The sequence below is a fragment of the Sporolactobacillus spathodeae genome (assembly GCF_016908935.1).
In the GTDB taxonomy this organism is placed as follows: Bacteria; Bacillota; Bacilli; order Bacillales; family Sporolactobacillaceae; genus Sporolactobacillus; species Sporolactobacillus spathodeae.
Genome location: NZ_JAFBEV010000019.1, coordinates 1 through 23422, shown reverse-complemented (window position 1 = coordinate 23422; position 23422 = coordinate 1). Strand labels below are relative to the sequence as shown.

Below are 23422 nucleotides of genomic sequence, written 5' to 3'. Positions count from 1 at the left end.
TATGAGCGGTCCGAAGGCAGGTATTCCCTTGCTCAGACTTGCACGTTCAGGCTGTCATCCAGCGTTTCTTCTTCATCTTCAAGTTCCTTGATGACGATCTCAGAATGGTCAGCCGCAAGCACTTTGACATCCATGCCAAGACTTTGCAATTCCTTAATAAGCACTTTGAACGCTTCTGGTACACCAGGTTCCGGCACGTTCTCGCCTTTAACAATAGCTTCGTATGTTTTGACACGACCAACCACGTCGTCGGATTTTACGGTCAGAATTTCCTGAAGTGTATGGGCAGCGCCGTAAGCTTCCAGCGCCCAAACTTCCATTTCACCAAATCGCTGGCCACCAAACTGTGCTTTACCACCAAGCGGCTGCTGAGTGACAAGCGAGTAAGGTCCAGTCGAACGAGCATGTAGCTTATCATCAACCATGTGTGCCAGTTTGATCATATACATCACACCGACAGATACCCGGTTGTCAAACGGCTCACCTGTCCGGCCATCATAAAGAATCGTTTTCCCATCGCGGGAAAGTCCCGCTTCTTCAAGTGTGCTCCAGACATCTTCTTCACGCGCCCCGTCAAAAACAGGCGTTGCCACGTGAATGCCGAGTTCGCGGGCGGCCATACCAAGATGCAATTCAAGCACCTGTCCGATATTCATTCGCGATGGTACACCCAGAGGGTTCAACATGATATCGAGCGGACGGCCACTCGGAAGAAATGGCATATCTTCTTCTGGAAGGATCTTTGAAATGACACCCTTGTTTCCGTGTCGTCCGGCCATCTTGTCGCCTTCGTGAATCTTACGTTTCTGAACAATATAAACGCGAACCAATTCATTGACGCCCGGTGGCAGTTCATCGCCAGCCTCGCGCGTGAATATCTTAACATCATGCACAATTCCGCCGCCGCCATGTGGTACTTTCAGTGATGTATCACGCACTTCACGTGCTTTTTCGCCGAAAATAGCATGGAGCAACCGTTCTTCAGCAGTCAGCTCGGTCACACCTTTTGGCGTTACTTTACCAACAAGAATATCGCCGTCACGCACTTCGGCACCGATACGAATAATGCCTCGATCGTCGAGATTTTTCAATGCATCTTCGCCGACGTTCGGAATGTCACGCGTAATATCTTCCGGTCCGAGTTTCGTGTCGCGAGCATCTGATTCATATTCCTCAATATGGATCGATGTGTAGACATCATCTTTGACTAGTTTCTCGCTCATGATAACGGCATCTTCATAGTTATAGCCGTTCCAAGTCATAAAGCCGACCAGAACGTTGCGTCCAAGGGCCAACTCGCCTTTATCCATCGATGGACCATCGGCGATAATCTCACCCTTCTTCACAACCATACCGGTTTCGACTATCGGTTTCTGGTTATAGCACATGCCTTGGTTGGAACGTTCGAATTTCGATAATTTATAAGAAACAACATCGCCGACTGTTTCCTTGCCGTCCACATTCTCAAGCGTGCGAATACGGATTTCTCTTGCAGAAACAAACTCCACACGTCCGCGATGTTTGGAGCGGATTGCCGCACCAGAGTCACGTGCAGACACGTATTCCATACCAGTTCCAACGAGCGGTGCTTCCGGATTCAAAAGCGGTACGGCCTGACGCTGCATGTTGGCGCCCATCAGCGCACGGTTCGAGTCATCGTTTGCAAGGAACGGGATGCAGGCGGAAGCGACGGAAACAACCTGTTTCGGCGAAACATCCATATAATCGACGCGATCTTTATGCACAACCAAATTCTCACTTCTGAAACGCGCGAGAATATGATCTTCTGTGAAAGCCCCATCTTCAGTCAGTTCTGCGTTTGCCTGGGCCACAACGTAGTTATCTTCTTCGTCTGCAGTCAGATAATCGATATGTTCTGTTACTTTTCCGGTATCGGGATCGACGCGCCGATATGGCGTCTCGATGAACCCGTATTTGTTGACCCGGGCATAACTCGATAGGGAGTTAATCAGCCCGATGTTCGGACCTTCAGGCGTTTCAATCGGGCACATACGGCCATAGTGTGAATAGTGAACGTCACGCACTTCCATGCCGGCACGTTCACGAGTCAAACCGCCAGGTCCAAGGGCAGAAAGCCTTCTCTTATGTGTCAGCTCAGCAAGCGGGTTCGTCTGATCCATAAACTGGGACAGCTGAGAACTGCCGAAGAATTCTTTAATTGACGCAATCACCGGGCGAATATTAATCAGCGCCTGCGGCGTAATGCTGTTTGTATCCTGAATTGACATTCTTTCACGGATCACGCGTTCCATACGCGACAAGCCGATCCGGAACTGATTCTGTAGCAATTCGCCGACTGAACGCAGGCGGCGGTTGCCCAAATGGTCGATATCATCCGTGTCGCCGATACCATGGAGCAGATTAAAGAAATAGTTGATCGAAGACAGAATATCTGCCGGTGTAATATGCTTGATGGCCGTATCGATGCCGCAATTACCAATAACCTTGATGATTTTTCCCTTGTCTTCATCCAGAGGTGAATAAACACTGATCGACTGCAGCCTGACTGTCTGTCCGGCGATTACGCCGTCGTGCGGGGTGTATTCCACAAAGCCCAGCTTCTTCTCAATAACAGGTAGAAGGCGATCCAGTGTTCGGCGATCGAGCAGTGTACCCTCATTGGCGACAATTTCTCCGGTTTCCGGGTCGATCAATTTTTCAGCCAATCGCTGGTTGAAAAGCCGATTTTTAATATTCAGCTTCTTGTTCATTTTATAGCGGCCAACATTGGCCAGATCATAACGTTTCGGATCGAAAAAACGTGCTTCGAGGAGACTCTTCGCATTCTCGACGGTCGGCGGTTCGCCCGGACGCAGACGTTCGTAGATTTCAACCAGCGCCTTGTCCGTGTTGTCTGTATTATCTTTTTCGAGCGTGTTTCTTAGGAATTCATCATCGCCTAGCAAATCGATAATTTCCTGATCACTGCTGAATCCGAGAGAACGCAAAAGAACCGTTACTGGAACTTTCCTTGTACGGTCGATTCGGACATAAGCAACATCCTTGGCATCTGTTTCATATTCAAGCCATGCGCCGCGGTTCGGAATAACCGTCGCGCCGAAACCTTTTTTGCCGTTTTTATCTACTTTTTCATTAAAATAAACACTTGGCGAACGAACGAGCTGTGATACAATCACTCGTTCCGCCCCATTGATAATAAAGGTACCTGCTTCCGTCATCAACGGGAAGTCGCCCATGAAGACTTCCTGTTCTTTCACTTCACCAGTTTCCTTATTAATCAGGCGAACTTTGACACGAAGCGGTGCCGCATAAGTTACATCGCGCGATTTTGATTCGTCAACCGAATATTTGGGTTCTCCCAAACTATAATCGACAAATTCCAAAACGAGATTCCCCGTAAAATCTTCCACCGGGGAGATGTCCTGAAACATTTCCCTAATACCTTCATCAAGGAACCATTGATAAGAGGCTGTCTGAATTTCAATCAGGTTAGGGAGTTCCAGCACTTCTTTAATGCGAGCGTAGCTCCTGCGCTGGCGGTGGCGTCCGTATTGTACGAGTTGACCTGTCAACTAATTCACCCCTCAAATCGAGCATATTAAAAATCGGCAACCCAAACTTCCAGCTTACCGGGATTCAAAAATTATTTATAAAGCATTCCCAAAATCAGGGAATTATAAACGACAATTATATCAATATTAGCATTATAACATAATACCATAACCAAATTTCCATGTCAAAGCTTTTTTGCACAAAAAATGTGGTAACCTTTTTTTCGTTCAGCCACCTCGACCGCATCAAAGATTTCTTCGAGCGCCGCAAATGCGGACGGTGCACCCTGCTTTTTCTGAACGACCGTCCAAAACGTGCCACCAGACTTCAAAAAGCGGAAGCTTTCCGAGAAGATCTGATGAACGACTTTTTTTCCAGCGCGAATTGGCGGATTGGAAACAATCGATGCGAAGTCTCCTGTAATCTTTTCGAATAAAAAGCTTTGCAGTACATCCGCGTTGACCTGATTCTTTCGAGCATTTTCCGCAGCAAGTTGCACGGCACGTTCATTAATATCTGCCATAATGATTTTCCGAGTCTTGTAACACTTGCCTAGGCTGATTCCGATCGGACCGTATCCGCAGCCCATATCAAGAATCGGTCCATCGATTTCCGGTTCGCGAAATGTTTCGATCAGCAGTCTCGAACCGAAATCAACGCTGCTTTTTGAAAAAACACCGGCATCCGTTACAAATGCAAGCGACGTGCCTTTAAGCTCAGTCTTGAATGACTGGCGATCGCTCGCCGACTGTGGATGTTCCGTATAATAATGTTCATTCATCAGTTATCGTCTCCTTCAACAGGAAGCCAGCCCGGCAAGCAGCAGACACCTACTTGTTTTGACTACAAAAGGTAAAAATATACCTAGCTGCCCGGTTGATTACTTCCAAAAGAGCCTCGCCAGCGTTTTCTTCTAAAAAAATCCTCAAAAATAAGAAAAGCCCGCGCAAGCGCGGGCTCCTCAATTGAACTTATTTCAATTCAATCTTTGCGCCAACTTCTTCAAGTTTAGCTTTGATTTCTTCAGCTTCTTCTTTAGCTGCGCCTTCCTTAACAGCCTTCGGCGCGCCATCAACAAGAGCCTTAGCGTCTTTCAGGCCAAGACCTGTGATTTCGCGGACAACTTTGATAACCTTGATCTTCTGTGCGCCTGCATCAGCAAGGATAACATCGAATTCCGTTTTTTCTTCTTCTGCAGCAGCACCGCCGGCAGCCGGAGCAGCAACAGCTGCAGCAGCAGTTACACCGAATTCTTCTTCGATTGCTTTAACGAGGTCGTTCAATTCAAGAACGGACATCTCTTTAATTGCGCCAATGATATCTTCTTTAGTCATTGAAATTAATCCTCCCTGGATTTAATTGTTATTTGTTATTTTCTTCGTTTAGCTTGCAATTAAGCTTCTTGTTCCTTTTTCTCTGCAACAGCCTTTACGCTGCGTGCAAAACCGGCAATCGGTGCCTGAAGCACATTGGCCAGCATCGAAAGCAGTCCTTCTCTGGACGGCAATTCAGCAAGTGCCTTAAGCTGTTCCACAGGTGCAACCTTGCCTTCAATAATTCCAGATTTGATTTCGAGTGCTTCATGATCTTTTGCAAAGTTGAAAAGAACTTTAGCTGGCGCAATCACGTCTTCTTTGCTGAATGAAACAGCAGTCGGTCCCGTGAGAGACGCATCAAAATCAGTCAGACCAGTCAATTCTGTCGCGCGGCGAACAAAAGTGTTTTTGTACACCTTGTATTCCACACCGGCTTCGCGAAGCTCTTTCCGAAGTTCAGTCACTTCAGAAACAGAGAGACCGCGGTAGTTCACAGCAATAATAGCCGCGCTTTCCTTCAGTTTATCAGCAATTTCGCTGACCGTCTGTTTTTTGGCTTCCAAGATTTTTTCATTGCTCATGTTTGTCACACCTCCCTGTTCCAAGCATTCCGTATCCAGTCTATCCAGAGGGCGGCCCTGCCACCCGACAAATCCGAGTTTGCTATTAAAAAGCCCCTCTGTCCGCAGGACATGAGGGGCTTATCTATCTAACGCTTAGAGAGTTATCAAGATGAACTGCAACCTCGGCGGGGATAATTTAAGCATGTTACATGCCCCAGCTGTCTACGGTAAAATAAATATTAAACTGTTAACAAACATTAAATATTATATTGAATCGGAGACAGACTGTCAACCCCTCCGTCGCCGGAAATATCCGCCAATTAGCGAATGGAAGCGACAGCGACTTTGACGCCAGGGCCCATCGTTGAAGAAATCGCAATATTCTTCATGTAAGTACCCTTGGCAGCAGCAGGTTTTGCTTTAACAAGCGTTTCGATCAAAACTTTGATGTTTTCAACAAGTTTTTGATCATCAAAAGAAACCTTTCCAACTGGCACGTGAACGTTGCCGTCTTTCTGTGCGCGGTATTCAACTTTACCGGCTTTGATTTCTTTAACCGCCTTTTCAACGTCGAAAGTAACCGTGCCCGTCTTCGGGTTCGGCATCAGACCCTTAGGTCCGAGCACACGTCCAAGACGTCCAACCTGAGCCATCATGTCAGGTGTCGCAACAACTACATCGAAGTCAAACCAACCGCCGCTGATTTTTTCGACAAGATCCTGCTCGCCGACATAATCAGCGCCTGCAGCCTGTGCTTCTTTAGCCTTGTCGCCTTTAGCGAAAACAAGCACGCGCTGCGTTTTGCCGGTTCCGTTCGGGAGCACAACGGCGCCGCGAACTTGCTGGTCGTTTTTACGGGTATCGACACCCAAGCGAACAGCAACATCAACTGATTCATCAAAAGCGGCAATTGCCGTTTTTTTGACGAGGCTTACTGCTTCTTCAATATCGTACGCTTTTGTGCGATCGACTAATTTAGCAGCTTCAAGATATTTCTTTCCTTTTTTAGCCATTCGTAAATCCTCCTTAGTGGTACTAACGGTTTGCATCAGACCTCCCACCGATCTCCAAGCCAAACAAAAAAATCAGTCTTCGACAACAATGCCCATGCTGCGGGCTGTTCCTTCGATCATACGCATAGCCGATTCAACATTGGCAGCGTTCAGATCAGGCATTTTCAGTTCGGCAATCGCGCGTACCTTATCACGTTTGATCGTCGCAACTTTCGTTTTGTTCGGCACACCAGAACCGGATTCAATGCCGGTCTCTTTCTTTAGTAGAACGGCAGCCGGTGGTGTCTTCGTGATGAACGTAAACGAACGATCTTCGAACACCGTAATTTCAACTGGGATAATCAGGCCTGCCTGATCCGATGTACGTGCATTGAATTCCTTGCAAAATCCCATAATGTTAACGCCCGCCTGGCCCAGTGCCGGACCAACTGGCGGAGCCGGGTTAGCTTTACCTGCTGGAATCTGTAATTTAACGAGCTTGATGACTTTCTTAGCCATGAGAGCACCTCCCTGCATCAATTTGTGGTCCGGGATAAACCCTCCCACTCTTCTTTAAGAACCTCTATGGCGCTATTTCCTTTTTTAAATCGGCGATGGTGAGATCGGTAAAAATCATACAAACAACAAGATTATACACGGGCAAGGCGCAAATTGCAAGACTGTCAGACATCTGGACTTGCGCCAATAAGCGAGTTAATCTAGTTTGCTGACCTGGTTAAAGTCCAGTTCAACCGGTGTCTCGCGGCCAAACATATTCACATGAACCTTCAATTTACTCTTCTCAAGATCAATATTTTCCACACTACCGATAAAGTCGGCAAACGGTCCTTCCTTCACTTTGACCTGTTCCTTGAGCTCAAAATCGACATTAGCGACTTGCTCTTTCAGGCCCATTTGTTTCAGAATCGCGTCCACTTCTTCAGGAAGAAGCGGAATCGGCTTCGAACCCGCTCCAGAGGAACCGACAAATCCAGTCACGCCAGGCGTATTACGGACGACGTACCAGGAATCATCAGTCATAATCATTTCCGTCAGCACATAGCCCGGGAAAACTTTGCGCATAGCTGTTTTCTTTTGACCATTCTTGACTTCCGTCTCTTCTTCCATAGGAACAAGAACACGGAAAATTTTGTCGGCCATACCCATTGACTCAACCCGTTTTTCAAGGTTCGTTTTCACTTTATTTTCATAGCCTGAGTATGTGTGAACAACATACCAGTTCTTCTCCATAGCCTTTTCCTCCAAAAAAATAATTCAATCAGGATACCCGCTGCCTTATTACTGGGTAATCAAATGCAACAGCTGTGTCACGCCAAAATCGACAATCACAAAAAACAGCGCCAGAAAAACGACCGTGACGATAACCGTTACCGTATATTTAACCAATTCCTTACCGGTCGGCCATGTAATTTTCTTTGTTTCCGTTACAATGTTGTGAAAGAACTTGCCGGTTCCTTTAACAATGCCAGCCATAATTCATCTTACCTCCGCTCGCGTTCTGCTGATTCATTTGCAGTATTAACAATCCTTCATCTGTTTTTTCAGTGTCTGATGCTCATTTTCCGTTCCCGCTTCAAGAACTGCCTTATGCAAGACAAACCAGCGGAACCGGCAATCCTTCTGTCGTTAAAATTACAGCATGACATAAAAATTTAAGCAAAAGAAAGAAAGGCGCAAGCGCCTCTCTTGTTGTCGGTATATACTTTATATAAAGTAGCACATGCAGCCCTTCCTGTCAATGATACCCGACGGGACTGAGCGTGGCGTCAAATAGTCATCTCATTCAATTGGATACAGCGCTCCAGTTTTCTTTTCACTCGCTGTAGGGCGTTATCAATCGATTTCACATGTCGTTTCAAGTCCACGGAAATTTCCTGATAAGAACGTCCATCGAGGTATTGACTAAGCACTTGACGCTCCAAATCACTGAGAACCTGTGACAATTTCTCCTCAATATCATCGTATTCCTCACGGTTCACAAGCAATTCCTGCGGATCAGACGTGCGAACTTCACGAACAATATCCATCAGTGTCCGCTCAGATTCTTCATCAAAAATTGGCTTGTCCAGTGAAACATAAGAATTCAGCGGAATATGTTTCTGCCGTGTCGCCGTCTTGACTGCGGTTATCATCTGCCGGGTAATGCAAAGTTCTGCAAACGCTTTAAATGAAGACAGCTTATCATCCCTAAAATCGCGAATCGCCTTATAGAGGCCAATCATGCCCTCCTGAACAATGTCTTCCCGCTCGGCACCCACGAGAAAATACGCCTTGGCTTTACCCCGGACAAAATTCTTGTATTTCGCAATCAAAAATTCAAGAGCTTCACCGTTGCCGCTGTGTGCGGCAACAAGTAACTGATCATCGTCAAGGGAATGAACGGCCACTGATGCATTTTGAACTGGAATGCTTGTCATATTTATCCCTCCGAGCACTGGATCCATGTTGTAAAGCAATTATACAGTAGAAAAAATTGAAAAGTCAAGAAATTCAAAATCCTCTTCTCATTTTTTCAAGCTTCTTGCGTGTTGCTTCATCCATCGGAATTTTCCCGCCCTTAAAAGTCTGTTTCCTCTGCGTCTTTTCTTCTAGATGCTGATCCATTTTTTCAAGTTCGTTGATCAACTCACGAGAAGGAATCCGTAGCGCACCTTGGGAAAAAACCGCCCATTGTTCGGCCATATCTGAAGTGGCAACATGAATTCGCGTTTTCACGTTTTTCAATTTGCTGATTAAGCCTTCGATTTTCTGATCAGCTTTTTCATTCTTTTTCGTGTAAATCACGTCAACGTTGGCTTTTCTTGTTGTTGTCTCTTTTCCCGGCTTCAGGTAGGCATCAAAGATAAGAATGATACGCCAACCGGTTTGCGCCTGATATTCCGACAATTTATCAATCAGCAAATCACGGGCATTCTCAAAATCCTTTCTTCGCAGACTGCTCAGGTTATGCCATGCGCCAATAACATTGTAACCGTCTACAATCAGGATGTCATCCATGAGCTCACTCCCCGGCGCCGCGTTTGCGAAAAACTTCGTACATAAGCAGTCCTGCGGCGACCGATGCATTGAGTGATGTTACTTTTCCGACCATTGGGATGCTAAGCAAGAAATCGCATTTTTTGCGGACAAGCGAAGACATGCCCTCGCCCTCATTACCGATCACAAGACAAATCGGAACTGAATAATCGGCAGCACCATAATCCACTTCACCATCCGCAGCGGTGCCCGCAAACCAGACACCGCGTTTCTTCAATTGCTCCATTGTACTCGCCAAGTTGGCGATCCGGGCAACCGGTACATATTCAATGGCACCAGTCGACGCTTTCGCTACAACAGATGTCAGGCCAACCGAATGCCGCTTCGGAATAATAATGCCATGGCAGCCGCAGGCATCGGCTGTCCGCAGAATCGACCCTAAGTTATGCGGATCCTCAAGATTATCCAACATCACAAAAAACGGCTGTTGGCCGCGTGAAGCGGCGCACGCAAATAGATCATCGATTTCAGCATACTGATAGGCGGCTATTGACGCGACGACCCCTTGGTGTTGACTTGATTGGGCCAACTGGTCAATTTTCTGCCTCGGTACAAACTGATAAGCAATCCCGCTGCCTTTAATTAAGTCTAGTAATTCAGAAAATCCCTTACCTTCTTTATTCAGCCATATCTTATTAATGGCTCTGCCGGATCGAATCGCCTCCGATACCGGATGCCGGCCGATAATCCATTCATCACTCATTACACAGCGCTCCCTTCAATCGGATGTGCGGCAAACATTTTTTCGATGATTGCTTCAATCCGCGCCGCATTCCCGGAAAAATATAAATAACCGATTAACGCTTCAAAACCCGTACTATAATTATAGGTTTGAACATCTGTATTTTTCGGTGCTGCATGCGCCTTGGCATTTCGTCCGCGCCGAACAACCGCCAATTCTTCTTCGTTCAGGAATGATTCATCAATCAATTGATGAAGAAACCCCGCCTGTGCTCTTGCCGATACATAATCCACTGTCATCTGATGCAATGCATGTATTTTTGCTTTTCCTGAAGCGATCACCGCCTCACGGACATAGGTTTCTAGAATTGCGTCGCCCATAAAGGCAAGCGCCAGACTACTGAGCGCTGCTGGGTCGACTATCTGCTGTCTATCGATCATTGATCTGCCCTCTTCCAGCGAACGCCCTGTGGGGTATCTTCCAGAATAATGCCTGCTTCGCTCAATTGATCACGCAGTGCATCCGCCAATTTGAAGTCTTTTGCTTTTCTCGCTTCTTGACGTCGTTCGATCAGTGCTTCAACTTCTTTATCCAATATACCTGCCTTCGAATCATTAAGTTTCAGGCCCAGAACATCGGACAATTCATACAATACCCGCCGATAGGCGAGCAACTGGCCAGCCGGCGCATCCGGATCCTGCAACGCGATATTGGCATCGCGAACGATATCGAACAGCACCGCCTCTGCATTTGCTGTATTGAAATCATCATCCATCGCTTCAGCAAAGCGATCACGATAAATTTTTTCGATTGCGTGATCAGGCTTTTGCACTGTTTCGTCTTTCAGTCGATGGGTCAGATTATAGGCTGCGGTTTTTATTCGGTTAAATGCTTGAACGGCATCCGTCAGCAATTCGTCGCTGAAATTAATCGGATGACGGTAATGTACCGAAAGGATGAAGAAACGGATGACCTGAGGATCGTATTTTTTTACCAGATCATGAACCAAGATGACGTTGCCGATCGATTTCGACATTTTTTCATGGTTGATCTGTATATGGCCGTTATGCATCCAATACCGTGCCATCGTCTGTCCATGGAGGGCTTCAGATTGCGCGATTTCATTCTCATGGTGTGGGAAAACAAGGTCTGTGCCTCCCGCGTGAATATCAATGGTGTCGCCCAAATATTTCTCTACCATTGCGGAGCATTCAATGTGCCAGCCTGGTCGTCCTTCGCCCCACGGACTCGACCAATTGATTTCGCCCGGTTTTGCTTTCTTCCAGAGTGCGAAGTCGAGCGGGTCCTCCTTTCGCTCGTCAATTTCAATCCGTGCGCCGGATTTCAGGTCGTCAATCGACTGATGGGATAGCTTGCCGTAATCTGCAAACTTTCGTGTTCGGAAATAGACATCGCCGTCCACAGCATAAGCAAACCCTTTAGCAACCAGCTGGCTGATGAAGCGAATAATTTCCGGCATTGTTCGCGTTGCCCGCGGATGAATCGTTGCTTCCATCACATTCAATGCATCTGTATCTTCTTCGTAGGCCCGGATAAATTGATCGGCAATCTCGGGCACCGAAAGGCCGCGCTCCTTTGAGGCACGTATCAGTCGATCATCCACATCCGTATAATTTGAAACATAGGAAACCTGATAGCCACTATATTCCAGATAGCGCCGGACCGTATCAAAGACAACAACTGGTCGCGCATTGCCAATATGAATATAGTTATAAACAGTTGGACCGCAGACATACATTCTCACTTTTCCTGGCTCCAAAGTGACAAACGGCTCTTTCTGCCGTGACATCGTATTAAAAATTTGAATGCTCATTGTTTCGCTCCTTCTCAGCTAGTGTTTTCAACACGTGCATTTCCCTTCTCATTTCATCAATCTGATTTTCTAGCTGATACATTTTATCGGCGACCGGATCCGGCAGGTTGGTATGATCCAAATCATGATGATGCACTTTAACACCGTTCTGGCGAACGACTCGTCCAGGAATGCCGACGACTGTTGAATTTTCCGGCACATCGTGGAGCACAACTGATCCTGCACCGATTTTAGAATGATCGCCGATCGTAATCGATCCGAGGACGCGCGCACCGCATGAAATCAGCACATCATTGCCAATTGTCGGATGACGTTTCCCCCGTTCTTTGCCGGTTCCACCAAGCGTCACACCTTGAAATAGCGTCACATCATCGCCAATTTCACATGTTTCACCAATCACAATACCCATCCCATGATCAATAAAAAATCGCCGACCGATCTGTGCACCGGGATGAATTTCAATACCTGTTAGAAAACGGCTGAACTGCGACAGCACCCGTGCGACAAAAAATCGCCTCTTTCCCCAAAACCAGTGGGCAATTCGATGGCTCCAGATCGCATGCAGGCCTGAATAAGTCAAAACGACTTCAATTTTGCTGCGTGCCGCCGGATCTTGATCAAAGACATTACTCAAGTCCTCGCGAAATTTACTGAACAATCGCTACACCTCCTGTATTGCCTGTTCTACTTGATTTTCATACAGCCTTAAATGTGCTTGCTTGAGAAAAACTTGGCGTAGCAAAGTCTTTTTTGCAAAAATTGCGCTTCGGCTGCTCTACATTTCCTGCCAAAAATCATATACTTTCTTTAAAAAAAGCCGGACTTTTATGCCTTAATTTAAAAGGCGTCTCTGTGTCCGATGACACAAAGACGCCTGATGACGCGGTTCCACTCTGTTTGGGGAACAAATCCCCCACTTTCGGCTGCTAACGGAACAGCCCGTCTCCGTCTAATTGAATACTTTTCAACGGAAAACTCAGAGGTGCATTTCAGAATCCTGCCCAAAAGCGATTTTCACCCGAGATCGCTTTCTCTGTTTTTGGGGAACCAGAATCATACTTATCCTCGTCAATGCTTTAGCGATATTTAGTTCATCGTATGCACCGACACCCATCAAGGTGCGGTTAGACCGTCTGCTGCTTCTCCAAGTAAGCATCCATACGTTTCAACACCAAATCACGGCCGAGTAATTCAAGTGCTTCCGGGAGTTCCGGACCGTGCTGTGAGCCAGTAGCAACCACGCGAATCGGCATGTACAACTTCCAACCGCGTTGCTTCGTCTCTTTCTGAACAACCTTGATTAACGGAGCAATTACTTCAGCAGTCCAACTATCAAGTGCCTTCAGCTCGCGGTTAAATGCAGACAACACGTCGCTCGCTTGTTCACCCGAGAGAATCTTCTCTTCATCTTTCGTCAGTTCCGTCTTCAAAATTGTTTTATTAAAGAACATATCACTCAATTGAACAATTTCCGCTCCGTAATGCAGCTGTTCCTTGTACAGAAGAACAACCCGCCGTGCCCAATCTTTCTGAGCATCCGTCATCTCTTGCGGAAGAAGACCGGCATTGACGAGATAGGGGATCGTCATCGCAACATAATCGTCTTCAGGCATTTTCGTAATATACTGGCCATTCATCCATTCCAGCTTGCTCTTATCAAACATCGCTGGTGATTTACTCAATCGTTCCGCATCAAAAAGCTTAATGAATTCATCACGGCTGAAGATCTCTTCCTCACCCTTCGGCGACCAACCAAGCAGCGTGATGAAATTAAACAGCGCTTCAGGAAGGAAACCCATATTCTTATATTGCTCGATGAACTGAACAATACTGTTATCACGCTTGCTCAATTTCTTATGATTTTCGTTGACAATCAGCGTCATATGGGCAAACGTCGGTTCCTGCCAACCAAAGGCATGGAAAAGCATAATTTGTTTCGGTGTATTGGAAATATGCTCTTCGCCACGAAGGACATGCGTCATCTTCATCAGATGGTCATCCACAACCACAGCAAAATTATACGTTGGTACACCGTTCTGTTTAACAATGACAAAGTCGCTAACGTCTGACGAATGGAAGGTAACGTGCCCTTTAACCATATCGTTGAACTCAATCGTCTCGTCTTCCGGAACGCGGAAACGGAGTGTCGGTTTCCGTCCTTCCGCTTCAAACGCGGCAATCTGTTCCGGCGTCAAATGACGGCATTTCCCAGAATAACCCGGTGTTTGACCATGAGCCATCTGCTGCTCACGCTCTTCTTTCAATTCTTCAGGCGTGCAGTAGCATTTATATGCGAATCCCTTATCCAGCAGTTCCTGATAGTATTTTTTATAAATATCGAGGCGCTCCATCTGACGATAAGGGCCGAATGCCCCGCCGATGTCCACACTTTCATCCCATTCTAGGCCCAGCCATTTCAAAAATTTCAGCTGGCTCTCTTCGCCGCCTTCCACATTACGCTTCTGGTCGGTATCCTCAATGCGGATGACAAATTTACCGCCCGCATGACGAGCGAACAGGTAATTAAAAATTGCGGTACGCGCGTTGCCGATATGTAAGAACCCTGTCGGACTTGGTGCATAGCGTACCCTGACTTCTTCTGTCACGACATTCACCACTTTCCGTTATTGCTTTTATTTTAGCACGGATGGACAAACTCAGGAAATAATTTCTGCAAAAAAGAGCATACTTTCTGCCTTCAGCTGTTTCAGCCGTTCGTCTCATCTGTGATTTTATCTAGCAGGCAAACGGCTTCGGAAGCGATGCCCTCACCCCGACCCGTAAAACCGAGTTTTTCTGTCGTCGTCGCTTTAACATTTATCTGTTCCTCAGACACAGCGAGCACCTCAGCAATCACCCGACACATATCTGGGATATAAGGCGCTAGCTTTGGATTCTGGGCAATAACCACCGCATCAATATTGCCAATCTCATAACCTTTTTCTCGGACAATCTTAGCCACATGAGCGAGCAGCACTTTTGAATCAGCATTTTTATAGGCAGCATCTGTATCAGGAAAATGTTTGCCGATGTCACCGGCCGCAACAGCGCCGAGCAGCGCATCGCTGATCGCGTGCAGCAAGACATCAGCATCTGAATGACCAGCCAGACCGAGCGCATAGGGAATTGAGATCCCGCCGATCAGCAACGGCCGGTCTTCCGCAAATTGATGCACATCAAAGCCATGTCCAATTCTCATTGTTTTTTCTCCTCTTCCTCAAGCAACTTTTCTGCAAAAATCATATCTTCCGGTGTTGTTAATTTTATATTTTCATAAGATCCACGTACAACATGCACGGACAGCCCGCATTGCTCCACAAGCGACGCATCATCCGTCACGGTATATTTCTTTTTCATACCCTGACGGTGCGCCTCCAAAATCAGCGACAGGCGAAAAGCCTGCGGGGTTTGCACCGCCCACAGGCTTTCCCGCTTCAGCGTTTGTTTGACCTCGCCTTCGCTGACCTCTTTGATCGTGTCTTTGACCGGAACAGCAAGAATAGCCGCCCCCGTGTCATCTGCCGCGGATGTCACTGCAGCAATCTGTTTTTTTTTCAGAAAAGGCCGCGCCCCATCATGAATCAACACGATCGGATCAGCTTCTCTTCCGCTGATTGCTAGCAGGCCGTTATAGACACTGTCCTGACGTTCTTTACCGCCATTTGCGAAAGCAAGCGGCGTCGCCAGATTCTCCTTTGCGAGAACCGAACGGAACGTGTCTTGTTCGGACGGTTTGGCAACGAGTACAATCTGCGCGCAGTCCGGATCATTATCAAAAACCCGCAAAGTGCGGCAAATCACCGGTATTTCCCTAATCGGCAACAAGACCTTGTTCTGCGCCGCCCCCATCCGTGCGCCGCGACCTGCTGCCACGACTACCACCTGATAACTCATCGAAAATTCCCCGTCTTTCTTCAGCCCTGAAAAGATTACAATGCTTTTTCAAGCATCTTCGGTTTGGCAAAAATCATTCGACCGGCTGATGTTTGCAACACACTGGTGATGATCACATCAATGGTCTTGCCGATATAGCGGTGCCCCTCTTCTACGACAATCATCGTTCCATCATCAAGATAGCCAACACCCTGGTTCTGCTCTTTACCACCTTTAATAACCTGAACCTGAAGTTCCTCGCCCGGAAGAACAACCGGCTTAACCGCATTGGCCAGATCATTGATGTTCAGTACAGGAACGCCCTGAAATTCACATACCTTATTCAGGTTAAAATCATTCGTGACGACGATACCATTCATCGCTTTGGCCAGACGGACGAGTTTGCTGTCTACCTCTGTAATATCGTCATAATCGCCCTCATACAAATCCACATGGATCGACGTATCCTTCTGGATCCGATTAAGGATATCGAGTCCGCGCCGTCCTCTGTTCCGCTTCAGAACATCGGAAGAATCCGCAATATGCTGCAACTCTTCAAGAACGAAATGAGGGATGACCATTGTCCCTTCAAGGAATCCCGTTTGGCAAATATCGGCAATACGGCCGTCAATGATGACACTCGTATCAAAAATCTTATACGGAATACCTGAAGCAGGCGCCTCAATTCTCGTTTCACGCTTCTTATCCTTGCTGCGAGCCGGAATGTGGAAAAGACTGATTAATTCATCCCGCTTTTTCGAACCAATTCGGAAAAAGAAATACCCGAGCAGAATGTAAATAAAGATCGGTAGAACCGTACCGAACCCAGCAATATTAAATCGGGAAAGGGGTAACTGGATCAAAAAAGCAATAACAAGCCCGAAAGCAAGCCCGATTGTACCGAAGACAACATCTGTGACTGGCGCTTTAATAATCCGATCTTCTAATGTTTTGAAGAAATTAAGCAATGAGTCCACAAACCAAAAAGTAACCAACGCCAGCACTAGCGCCCCGACAATCATGCCGAAAAACGGCGACCCAATCCAGTCCGGAACTCCATTTCCAAAATTCAGAAGCACGACAATATTCGGCAGATAAACAAAGCCTAATGTACCGCCTAAAAGAATAAAAAATAGCTGGATAATACGTTTTAACATCTTTTCTATCACCTCCTTAAAACATTATTGACAAATAATCGGAAATGAAACAGATTCTTTAAATAATCCCACATTTCTATTAATCCCGATACACAAACTTCGTTTACAGTTTACAAGTCTTCCAGAAAAAAAGAATCCTCTTCTTGCGGCGGCTGCACGCTGCCGAGCGCAATTTGGATTGTCTGGGCCAGTGTTTCAACCCCAACCAAGCGCATGCCTTCAGGCGGTGTCCACCCGCCGATATTCTTCGCTGGAACATAGGCCTTTGTGAAACCAAGCTTTGCCGCCTCGCGAACGCGCTGCTCAATCCGCGACACACGCCGAACCTCTCCAGTCAGGCCGACTTCGCCGATGAACACATCAGTTATCGGCGTTGGCTGGTTATTGAAGCTTGAAGCAATGCTGAGCGCGCATGCGAGGTCAATGGCTGGTTCATCCAGCTTGATACCCCCCGCAATATTGATATAGGCATCCTGATTCTGAAGAAGCAGCCCGACTCGCTTCTCCAGTACCGCCATCAACAAAGAAACCCGGTGATTATCCATGCCAGCAGCCATTCGCCGCGGATTACCGAAACTCGTCGGTGTCACAAGCGCCTGAATTTCAACGAGCACTGGCCGCGTGCCTTCCATTGCCGATGCGATTGCTGAACCAGCCGCGCCCTTGGACCGTTCCTGAAGAAAAATTTCCGAGGGATTGGAAACTTCTGTTAATCCATCTTCTTTCATTTCGAACACACCCATTTCATTCGTCGAACCGAAGCGGTTTTTAACCGCCCTAAGGATACGAAATGTGTGATGGCGTTCACCTTCGAAATATAAAACCGTATCAACCATGTGTTCGAGTGTCCGTGGACCAGCCAAAGCACCGTTTTTGGTGACATGTCCGACGATAAACACCGCCACGCCCGATTCCTTGGACAGACGAAGCAGTTGCGCCGTACATTCCTTGATCTGAGAGATACTTCCTGGTGCGGAACTCATTTCCGAATCATATATCGTCTGAATCGAATCAATAATTAAAACAACTGGCTGAACGTTTTCAATCTGATCCTCAATATGGCGAATGTCCGTTTCTGCAAGGACATAAAGTTCTGGGGCAGATACATGCAGACGGCTGGCTCGCATTTTCGTCTGACGGACGGATTCTTCTCCTGAGATATACAACACGCGAACACCACCTGAAGCCAGCTGATCACAGACTTGGAGAAGGAGCGTCGATTTGCCGATACCTGGATCACCGCCGACCAAGGTCAGAGAAGCAGGCACAATACCACCCCCCATGACCCGGTTGAACTCCTTTAATTCAGTTACAATACGCGGCTCCTCTTCAAGAACGACATCCGTCAGACGAGACGGTTTGCTTTCCGTCTTCACCTGACGGCCAGCGGATGTCCGCGCCGGTCGAAGCGTCTCTTCTACCATTGTGTTCCAATTCTGACAACCAGGGCAACGACCCATCCATTTTGGACTCTCGTAGCCACATTCCTGGCAGATAAATATTGTTTTCGATTTCGCCATGTCATCACCTGTCCTGTCTACCCGTGGCAATCCATTGCTTCGCACTTGAGAAAAACTTGGCTTTGGCTGCTCGCTTGCCGCGGGCGCCGCGCGTCTCCTCAGATAGACGATAATCTACGGGTCGTACTTGGTTCACTTATCCCGCAAGGCGCCAGAGCGCCTTCACTCCATCTTTTGCGCAAAATCTTATACATTCTTATTCTTGTACAGCGCACTTCATTTCATGAAGCCAAAGAAGCCAAGGCAGATCAACCCGGCTTCTTTATTGTGATTCCTGATATATAGTGACAGTCACGACTTTGCGACAGCTTTTTCCTCTTCTTCTTTAGGCTTTGTCTGCACTTGGTACGTACCGTCTTGATAATCAATAACCACATGCGTGCCCTTGGCAATATTGCCCTTCAGTAATTCTTCGGACAATTTATCTTCGACACGTCGCTGCAACGCGCGTCGCAAAGGACGAGCACCATATTCCGCATCATAGCCTTCTTCCACAATCTGCTTCTTGGCTGCCTCGGTTAGCTCAATTACAATGCCTTGACTTGATAACCGGTGCTTCAATTGTTCAGCAAGCAGCGAAACGATTTCTAGCAGCTGCGGTTTCGTTAACTCATGGAAGACAATGATTTCGTCTAAACGATTAAGGAACTCTGGGCGGAACGCTTTTTTGAGCGAATTCATCACCTTGCCCTTCATTTCCTTATACTCATGTCCCTCATCGCCAACCGAAAAACCAACGTATTTATTGCGCTTCAGTTCACTCGCGCCGACATTTGAGGTCATGATAATCGCCGTATTACGGAAATCAACTGTCCGTCCTTTCGAATCGGTTAAACGACCGTCATCAAGCACTTGGAGTAGAATATTAAAGACATCCGGATGCGCCTTTTCAATTTCATCGAAAAGGATAACGGAATAAGGCTTCTGGCGCACTTTTTCAGTCAGCTGTCCGCCTTCTTCATGACCGACATAGCCAGGAGGGGACCCAACAAGTCGCGATGTGGTATGCTTCTCCATATACTCCGACATGTCAATTCGAATAATAGCCTCTTCGTCTCCGAACAATGTCTCAGCAACGGCACGAGCAAGTTCAGTCTTGCCGACACCGGTCGGTCCGAGAAAAATGAATGAGCCAATCGGCCGTTTCGGATCCTTTAAGCCGGCACGTGCCCGGCGAATCGCATGGGAAATTGCTTTAATCGCCTCATCCTGACCAACCACTCGCTGATGCAGAATGTCCTCCATATGGAGCAAGCGCTCACTTTCGTGCTCCTCCAATTTGACGACTGGCACACCGGTCCAATTAGCTACAACAAGCGCAACATCATCTGGCAAAACCTGAGTATTTTCCTTGCCCTGCTTCTCTTTCCATTCCTTTTCGCAAACATCAACTTGTTCCTTCAATTTCTGTTCGTTATCTCGCAACGAAGCAGCCTTTTCGAACTCCTGGCTTTGAACAGCGGCATCTTTTTCCTTTTTCACCGTTTCAAGACGCTGCTCCAATTCCTTGAGATTCGGCGGTGCGGTATACGAACGTAGTCGAACTTTGGAAGCTGCCTCATCAATCAAATCAATCGCTTTATCTGGAAGAAAACGATCGGAAATATAGCGATCAGACAGGCGAACAGCAGCTTCAATTGCCGCATCGGTAATTTTGACCCGATGATGCGCCTCATAGCGATCACGCAAGCCCTTAAGGATTTGAATGGACTGATCTTTCGTTGGTTCTTTAACCTTAATCGGCTGGAAGCGTCGTTCCAAAGCCGCATCCTTTTCAATGTATTTTCTATATTCGTCAAGCGTCGTCGCCCCGATGCACTGCAATTCGCCGCGGGACAAAGACGGTTTGAGGATATTCGATGCATCAATAGCGCCTTCTGCGCCACCAGCGCCGATCAATGTGTGAAGTTCATCGATAAATAGTATAATATTGCCGGCTTGACGGATTTCGTCCATTACTTTTTTCAGGCGGTCCTCAAATTCACCGCGATATTTCGTACCGGCGACAACGGTTCCCATATCAAGCGTCATGACACGTTTGTCGCGCAGAATCTCAGGCACTTCGTTGTTCACAATTTCCTGAGCCAATCCTTCGGCCACAGCTGTCTTTCCGACGCCAGGCTCACCGATCAGCACCGGATTGTTCTTTGTCCGGCGGCTGAGCACTTCGATAACACGCTCAATTTCCTTGTTTCTGCCAATGACTGGATCGAGGCCGCCTTCAGCAGCCATCGCAGTCAGATCACGTGCCAGACTGTCCAACGTTGGCGTGCTCGCGTGAGCCGTATTACGCCCCTGCGTGCCGCCGGAGGTTGCCTCGTGGCTGCCTAAAAGCTGCAGGACTTGCTGTCGCGCCTTGTTCAAACTGACACCAAGGTTATTTAGCACTCGAGCTGCTACGCCTTCGCCTTCGCGGATCAGCCCAAGCAGAATATGTTCCGTGCCAACATACGAGTGGCCGATTTTTCTCGCCTCGTCCATGGACAATTCAATCACGCGTTTCGCTCTCGGCGTATAATGCGGTGTTTGAACGGTCTCGTTGCCACGGCCAATCAGCGCTTCCACTTCCTTTTGGATTTTCTCCGGGCTCAGATTCAGCGCAATCAGTGCTTTGGCCGCGATGCCATCCCCTTCGCGAACAAGTCCAAGCAGAATATGCTCGGTACCGATATTATTATGCCCCAGGCGCATCGCCTCTTCCTGAGAAAGGGCAAGAACCTTCTGTGCACGCTCCGTAAATCTTCCGAACATCATAATTTTGGCCTCCTTTGGTTGCTCTCATGGCCTTATTTAAAATGCATCACTGCCTGTTACTGTGTAAATACTTCGACAGAAGGCCGCCGCAATAGTGGATCGTTTACTTATTCCACGGCTGTATCTCCTGTTCCGTTTATTGTAGAGAACCTAAATTAAATCTTCAAACATTTATGCTCAGACTCTTGTGAAAATAAAGAATTAACCCTTCCGTTATGTGGGGCACAGTTCTCTATTTTCCCCTGAAAGTGCCCGGTAAATACATCCAAATTCTCGTACTTTCGTTCCCGCAGGCAAACTACTGCCCACTTTTATACTATTCGTTTTACACCTACAAAAATCCTCTAAACTGCCGCAAAAAAGAGGGCCATCAACTTTGAAAAAAATGGTTCCCGCTTCTCTATTTTATTATGCAGCGTTTCATCTTTATGACGCAGCCGGAAGTTTCGGACGGATCCGATCAGCGACTGTATGTCAACGACAAGAGCATGGCCTTTAAAAGATTGGCTCGCATTTCATCCCGAATCGGAATGTCTAAGTCATTCACGCCTTGATCAATTGCGCTCAGCATCAACCGCGCCTCTCGATCACTAATCACTTCTTCTTCCAGCAGATGCACAATAATTGAATCTGCCATATTTTCCGTAATTTTATACCCAATAATTCGCATCATTTCATCAATTAAATCTGCATCAGTAACTGGGCGAACCTTAACAACCTGAATATAGCCACCACCGCCGCGTTTACTCTCAACAACATAACCGCGTTCAATAGAAAAGCGGGTCTTCAGAACATAATTAATCTGCGATGGCACACATTGAAATTTTTCCGCCAATTCGCTGCGTTTTAGCTTAATGATATCAATATCGCTTGAGTCCAAGACCTCTTTAATATATTTTTCAATGATATCTGAGATATTGCGCATCGGGGCATGACCTCCCTGACTTTGACTAACTTTGACTATAATAATATTATGGCTTAATTGAGCCAATTTATCAACCGATCAAAAACCCGACATTTTTTCATCTTTGATTAATACATATCAAAAAGTCAGAAAAACTTGGCATAACCAAGTTTTTTTTAACAATTGCGCTTCGGCTGCTCGCTTGCCGCGGGCGATCCGTGAGCCTCCTCAATCAAACTAGAATCTGCTGGGTTTCACTTGGCTCGTTTTTCCCGCAGGCATCTCGCGCCAGCGCTGCATTTTTGTGCAAAAATCCTTATACTTTCTTATCTCTTAAGATAAACTTGGCGTAGCCAAGTCCTTATTGCTATATTGGCGAAAAAAAACAGACTGCCTGAACTTGTCAGACAGTCTGCTTTCCGTTAATGATATGGAGCCTAGGGGGATCGAACCCCTGACCTCCTGCGTGCAAAGCAGGCGCTCTCCCAGCTGAGCTAAGGCCCCAAAGACAATAATCGGGAAGACAGGATTTGAACCTGCGACCCCCACGTCCCGAACGTGGTGCTCTACCAAGCTGAGCCACTTCCCGAAATGGTGCGCCCTGAGGAAGTCGAATCCCCAACCTTCTGATCCGTAGTCAGACGCTCTATCCAATTGAGCTAAGGGCGCATATCAAAAAAATACAAAAATGGTGCCGAGGGCCGGACTCGAACCGGCACGGTGGTTACCCACCGCAGGATTTTAAGTCCTGTGCGTCTGCCAATTTCGCCACCCCGGCATGCGAATAAATGAAAATGGAGCGGAAGACGGGATTCGAACCCGCGACCCCCACCATGGCAAGGTGATGTTCTACCACTGAACTACTTCCGCGTCATTACATAAAATTTAATTGTAATGGTGAGCCGCGAGGGATTTGAACCCTCGACCCTCTGATTAAAAGTCAGATGCTCTACCCCTGAGCTAGCGGCTCACATTTAAAGAGTGCCGGTCAGAGGACTTGAACCCCCAACCTACTGATTACGATTCAGTTGCTCTACCAATTGAGCTAGACCGGCATAAAATATGGAGGATATAGGGCTCGAACCTATGACCCTCTGCTTGTAAGGCAGACGCTCTCCCAGCTGAGCTAATCCTCCATAAGGCCTGGCAGTGACCTACTCTCGCAGGGGGACAGCCCCCAACTACCATTGGCACAGAAGAGCTTAACGGCCGTGTTCGGGATGGGAACGGGTGTGA

At 47.2% G+C, this 23422-nt stretch carries 21 protein-coding genes, 8 tRNA genes, 1 rRNA gene and 2 other annotated features; all 30 genes read right to left on the bottom strand.

The genetic code is table 11. From position 1 onward, the window contains the following. Nucleotides 1-32 precede the first annotated feature (32 nt). Nucleotides 33-3554 (bottom strand): DNA-directed RNA polymerase subunit beta, encoded by a 3522-nt coding sequence (gene rpoB / locus JOC27_RS09840; protein WP_205007122.1) that lies wholly within the window; start codon nt 3552-3554, stop codon nt 33-35. 164 nt (nt 3555-3718) lie between these two features. Further along, nucleotides 3719-4315 carry a class I SAM-dependent methyltransferase gene (locus tag JOC27_RS09835; protein ID WP_205007121.1) on the bottom strand — a complete coding sequence of 199 codons (597 nt, stop codon included), beginning with the start codon at nt 4313-4315 and terminating at the stop codon, nt 3719-3721. 190 nt (nt 4316-4505) lie between these two features. Further along, the gene (gene rplL / locus JOC27_RS09830; protein WP_205007120.1) at nt 4506-4868 is read right to left on the bottom strand and encodes a 50S ribosomal protein L7/L12; all 363 of its coding nucleotides are present in this window, start codon (nt 4866-4868) and stop codon (nt 4506-4508) included. Nucleotides 4869-4927: 59 nt separating this feature from the next. Beyond that, nucleotides 4928-5431, bottom strand: coding sequence for a 50S ribosomal protein L10 (gene rplJ / locus JOC27_RS09825; RefSeq protein WP_205007119.1), 504 nt, complete (start codon nt 5429-5431; stop codon nt 4928-4930). Between the two features lie 78 nt (nt 5432-5509). Continuing rightward, nucleotides 5510-5659 (bottom strand) — a sequence feature (ribosomal protein L10 leader region). 74 nt (nt 5660-5733) lie between these two features. Continuing rightward, nucleotides 5734-6426, bottom strand: coding sequence for a 50S ribosomal protein L1 (rplA, locus tag JOC27_RS09820; RefSeq protein WP_205007118.1), 693 nt, complete (start codon nt 6424-6426; stop codon nt 5734-5736). Between the two features lie 72 nt (nt 6427-6498). Beyond that, the gene (gene rplK / locus JOC27_RS09815; protein WP_205007117.1) at nt 6499-6924 is read right to left on the bottom strand and encodes a 50S ribosomal protein L11; all 426 of its coding nucleotides are present in this window, start codon (nt 6922-6924) and stop codon (nt 6499-6501) included. Between the two features lie 195 nt (nt 6925-7119). Next, nucleotides 7120-7656 carry a transcription termination/antitermination protein NusG gene (nusG, locus tag JOC27_RS09810; RefSeq protein ID WP_205007116.1) on the bottom strand — a complete coding sequence of 179 codons (537 nt, stop codon included), beginning with the start codon at nt 7654-7656 and terminating at the stop codon, nt 7120-7122. Between the two features lie 48 nt (nt 7657-7704). Further along, nucleotides 7705-7899 carry a preprotein translocase subunit SecE gene (gene secE / locus JOC27_RS09805; protein ID WP_205007115.1) on the bottom strand — a complete coding sequence of 65 codons (195 nt, stop codon included), beginning with the start codon at nt 7897-7899 and terminating at the stop codon, nt 7705-7707. A gap of 293 nt (nt 7900-8192) precedes the next feature. Further along, nucleotides 8193-8843 carry an RNA polymerase sporulation sigma factor SigH gene (gene sigH, locus JOC27_RS09800; protein ID WP_205007114.1) on the bottom strand — a complete coding sequence of 217 codons (651 nt, stop codon included), beginning with the start codon at nt 8841-8843 and terminating at the stop codon, nt 8193-8195. A 73-nt stretch (nt 8844-8916) separates the two neighbouring features. Then, a complete protein-coding gene (locus JOC27_RS09795) occupies nt 8917-9423 on the bottom strand; it encodes an NYN domain-containing protein (protein ID WP_205007113.1) in 507 nt (168 codons plus the stop codon). Between the two features lie 4 nt (nt 9424-9427). Then, entirely contained in the window at nt 9428-10165 is a 738-nt protein-coding gene (gene rlmB / locus JOC27_RS09790; protein WP_205007112.1) for a 23S rRNA (guanosine(2251)-2'-O)-methyltransferase RlmB, read from the bottom strand. Then, nucleotides 10165-10584: a Mini-ribonuclease 3 gene (locus tag JOC27_RS09785; RefSeq protein ID WP_205007111.1), complete on the bottom strand. Its 420-nt coding sequence runs from the start codon at nt 10582-10584 to the stop codon at nt 10165-10167. The genes rlmB and JOC27_RS09785 overlap by 1 nt, the downstream gene beginning before the upstream one ends. Next, nucleotides 10581-11978 carry a cysteine--tRNA ligase gene (cysS, locus tag JOC27_RS09780; RefSeq protein WP_205007110.1) on the bottom strand — a complete coding sequence of 466 codons (1398 nt, stop codon included), beginning with the start codon at nt 11976-11978 and terminating at the stop codon, nt 10581-10583. The genes JOC27_RS09785 and cysS overlap by 4 nt, the downstream gene beginning before the upstream one ends. Then, on the bottom strand, nt 11959-12636 hold the full coding sequence (gene epsC, locus JOC27_RS09775) for a serine O-acetyltransferase EpsC (protein WP_205007109.1): 678 nt from the start codon (nt 12634-12636) through the stop codon (nt 11959-11961). The genes cysS and epsC overlap by 20 nt, the downstream gene beginning before the upstream one ends. Before the next feature lie 205 nt (nt 12637-12841). Next, nucleotides 12842-13059: a binding site (T-box leader), on the bottom strand. Nucleotides 13060-13102: 43 nt separating this feature from the next. Beyond that, a complete protein-coding gene (gene gltX / locus JOC27_RS09770) occupies nt 13103-14584 on the bottom strand; it encodes a glutamate--tRNA ligase (RefSeq protein WP_205007108.1) in 1482 nt (493 codons plus the stop codon). 101 nt (nt 14585-14685) lie between these two features. After that, entirely contained in the window at nt 14686-15177 is a 492-nt protein-coding gene (gene ispF / locus JOC27_RS09765; RefSeq protein WP_205007107.1) for a 2-C-methyl-D-erythritol 2,4-cyclodiphosphate synthase, read from the bottom strand. Then, nucleotides 15174-15872 (bottom strand): 2-C-methyl-D-erythritol 4-phosphate cytidylyltransferase, encoded by a 699-nt coding sequence (ispD, locus tag JOC27_RS09760; RefSeq protein ID WP_205007106.1) that lies wholly within the window; start codon nt 15870-15872, stop codon nt 15174-15176. The genes ispF and ispD overlap by 4 nt, the downstream gene beginning before the upstream one ends. 35 nt (nt 15873-15907) lie before the next feature. Next, nucleotides 15908-17008 carry a PIN/TRAM domain-containing protein gene (locus JOC27_RS09755; RefSeq protein ID WP_205007105.1) on the bottom strand — a complete coding sequence of 367 codons (1101 nt, stop codon included), beginning with the start codon at nt 17006-17008 and terminating at the stop codon, nt 15908-15910. A 110-nt stretch (nt 17009-17118) separates the two neighbouring features. Beyond that, entirely contained in the window at nt 17119-18528 is a 1410-nt protein-coding gene (radA, locus tag JOC27_RS09750; protein ID WP_205007104.1) for a DNA repair protein RadA, read from the bottom strand. Between the two features lie 291 nt (nt 18529-18819). After that, a complete protein-coding gene (gene clpC / locus JOC27_RS09745) occupies nt 18820-21282 on the bottom strand; it encodes an ATP-dependent protease ATP-binding subunit ClpC (RefSeq protein ID WP_205007103.1) in 2463 nt (820 codons plus the stop codon). Nucleotides 21283-21742: 460 nt separating this feature from the next. Further along, nucleotides 21743-22207 carry a CtsR family transcriptional regulator gene (locus JOC27_RS09740; protein ID WP_205007102.1) on the bottom strand — a complete coding sequence of 155 codons (465 nt, stop codon included), beginning with the start codon at nt 22205-22207 and terminating at the stop codon, nt 21743-21745. A 410-nt stretch (nt 22208-22617) separates the two neighbouring features. Beyond that, nucleotides 22618-22690, bottom strand: a tRNA-Ala gene (locus JOC27_RS09735). A gap of 11 nt (nt 22691-22701) precedes the next feature. Beyond that, nucleotides 22702-22775, bottom strand: a tRNA-Pro gene (locus JOC27_RS09730). A 3-nt stretch (nt 22776-22778) separates the two neighbouring features. Further along, nucleotides 22779-22855: transfer RNA gene (locus tag JOC27_RS09725), tRNA-Arg, on the bottom strand. Between the two features lie 20 nt (nt 22856-22875). After that, nucleotides 22876-22964, bottom strand: a tRNA-Leu gene (locus tag JOC27_RS09720). A 17-nt stretch (nt 22965-22981) separates the two neighbouring features. Then, a tRNA-Gly gene (locus JOC27_RS09715) sits at nt 22982-23056 on the bottom strand. Nucleotides 23057-23081: 25 nt separating this feature from the next. Beyond that, nucleotides 23082-23156: transfer RNA gene (locus tag JOC27_RS09710), tRNA-Lys, on the bottom strand. Nucleotides 23157-23168: 12 nt separating this feature from the next. Next, a tRNA-Thr gene (locus JOC27_RS09705) sits at nt 23169-23241 on the bottom strand. A gap of 8 nt (nt 23242-23249) precedes the next feature. Beyond that, nucleotides 23250-23322 (bottom strand) — tRNA-Val (locus JOC27_RS09700). Nucleotides 23323-23327: 5 nt separating this feature from the next. Then, a 5S ribosomal RNA gene (rrf, locus tag JOC27_RS09695) occupies nt 23328-23422 on the bottom strand; the annotation flags it as partial.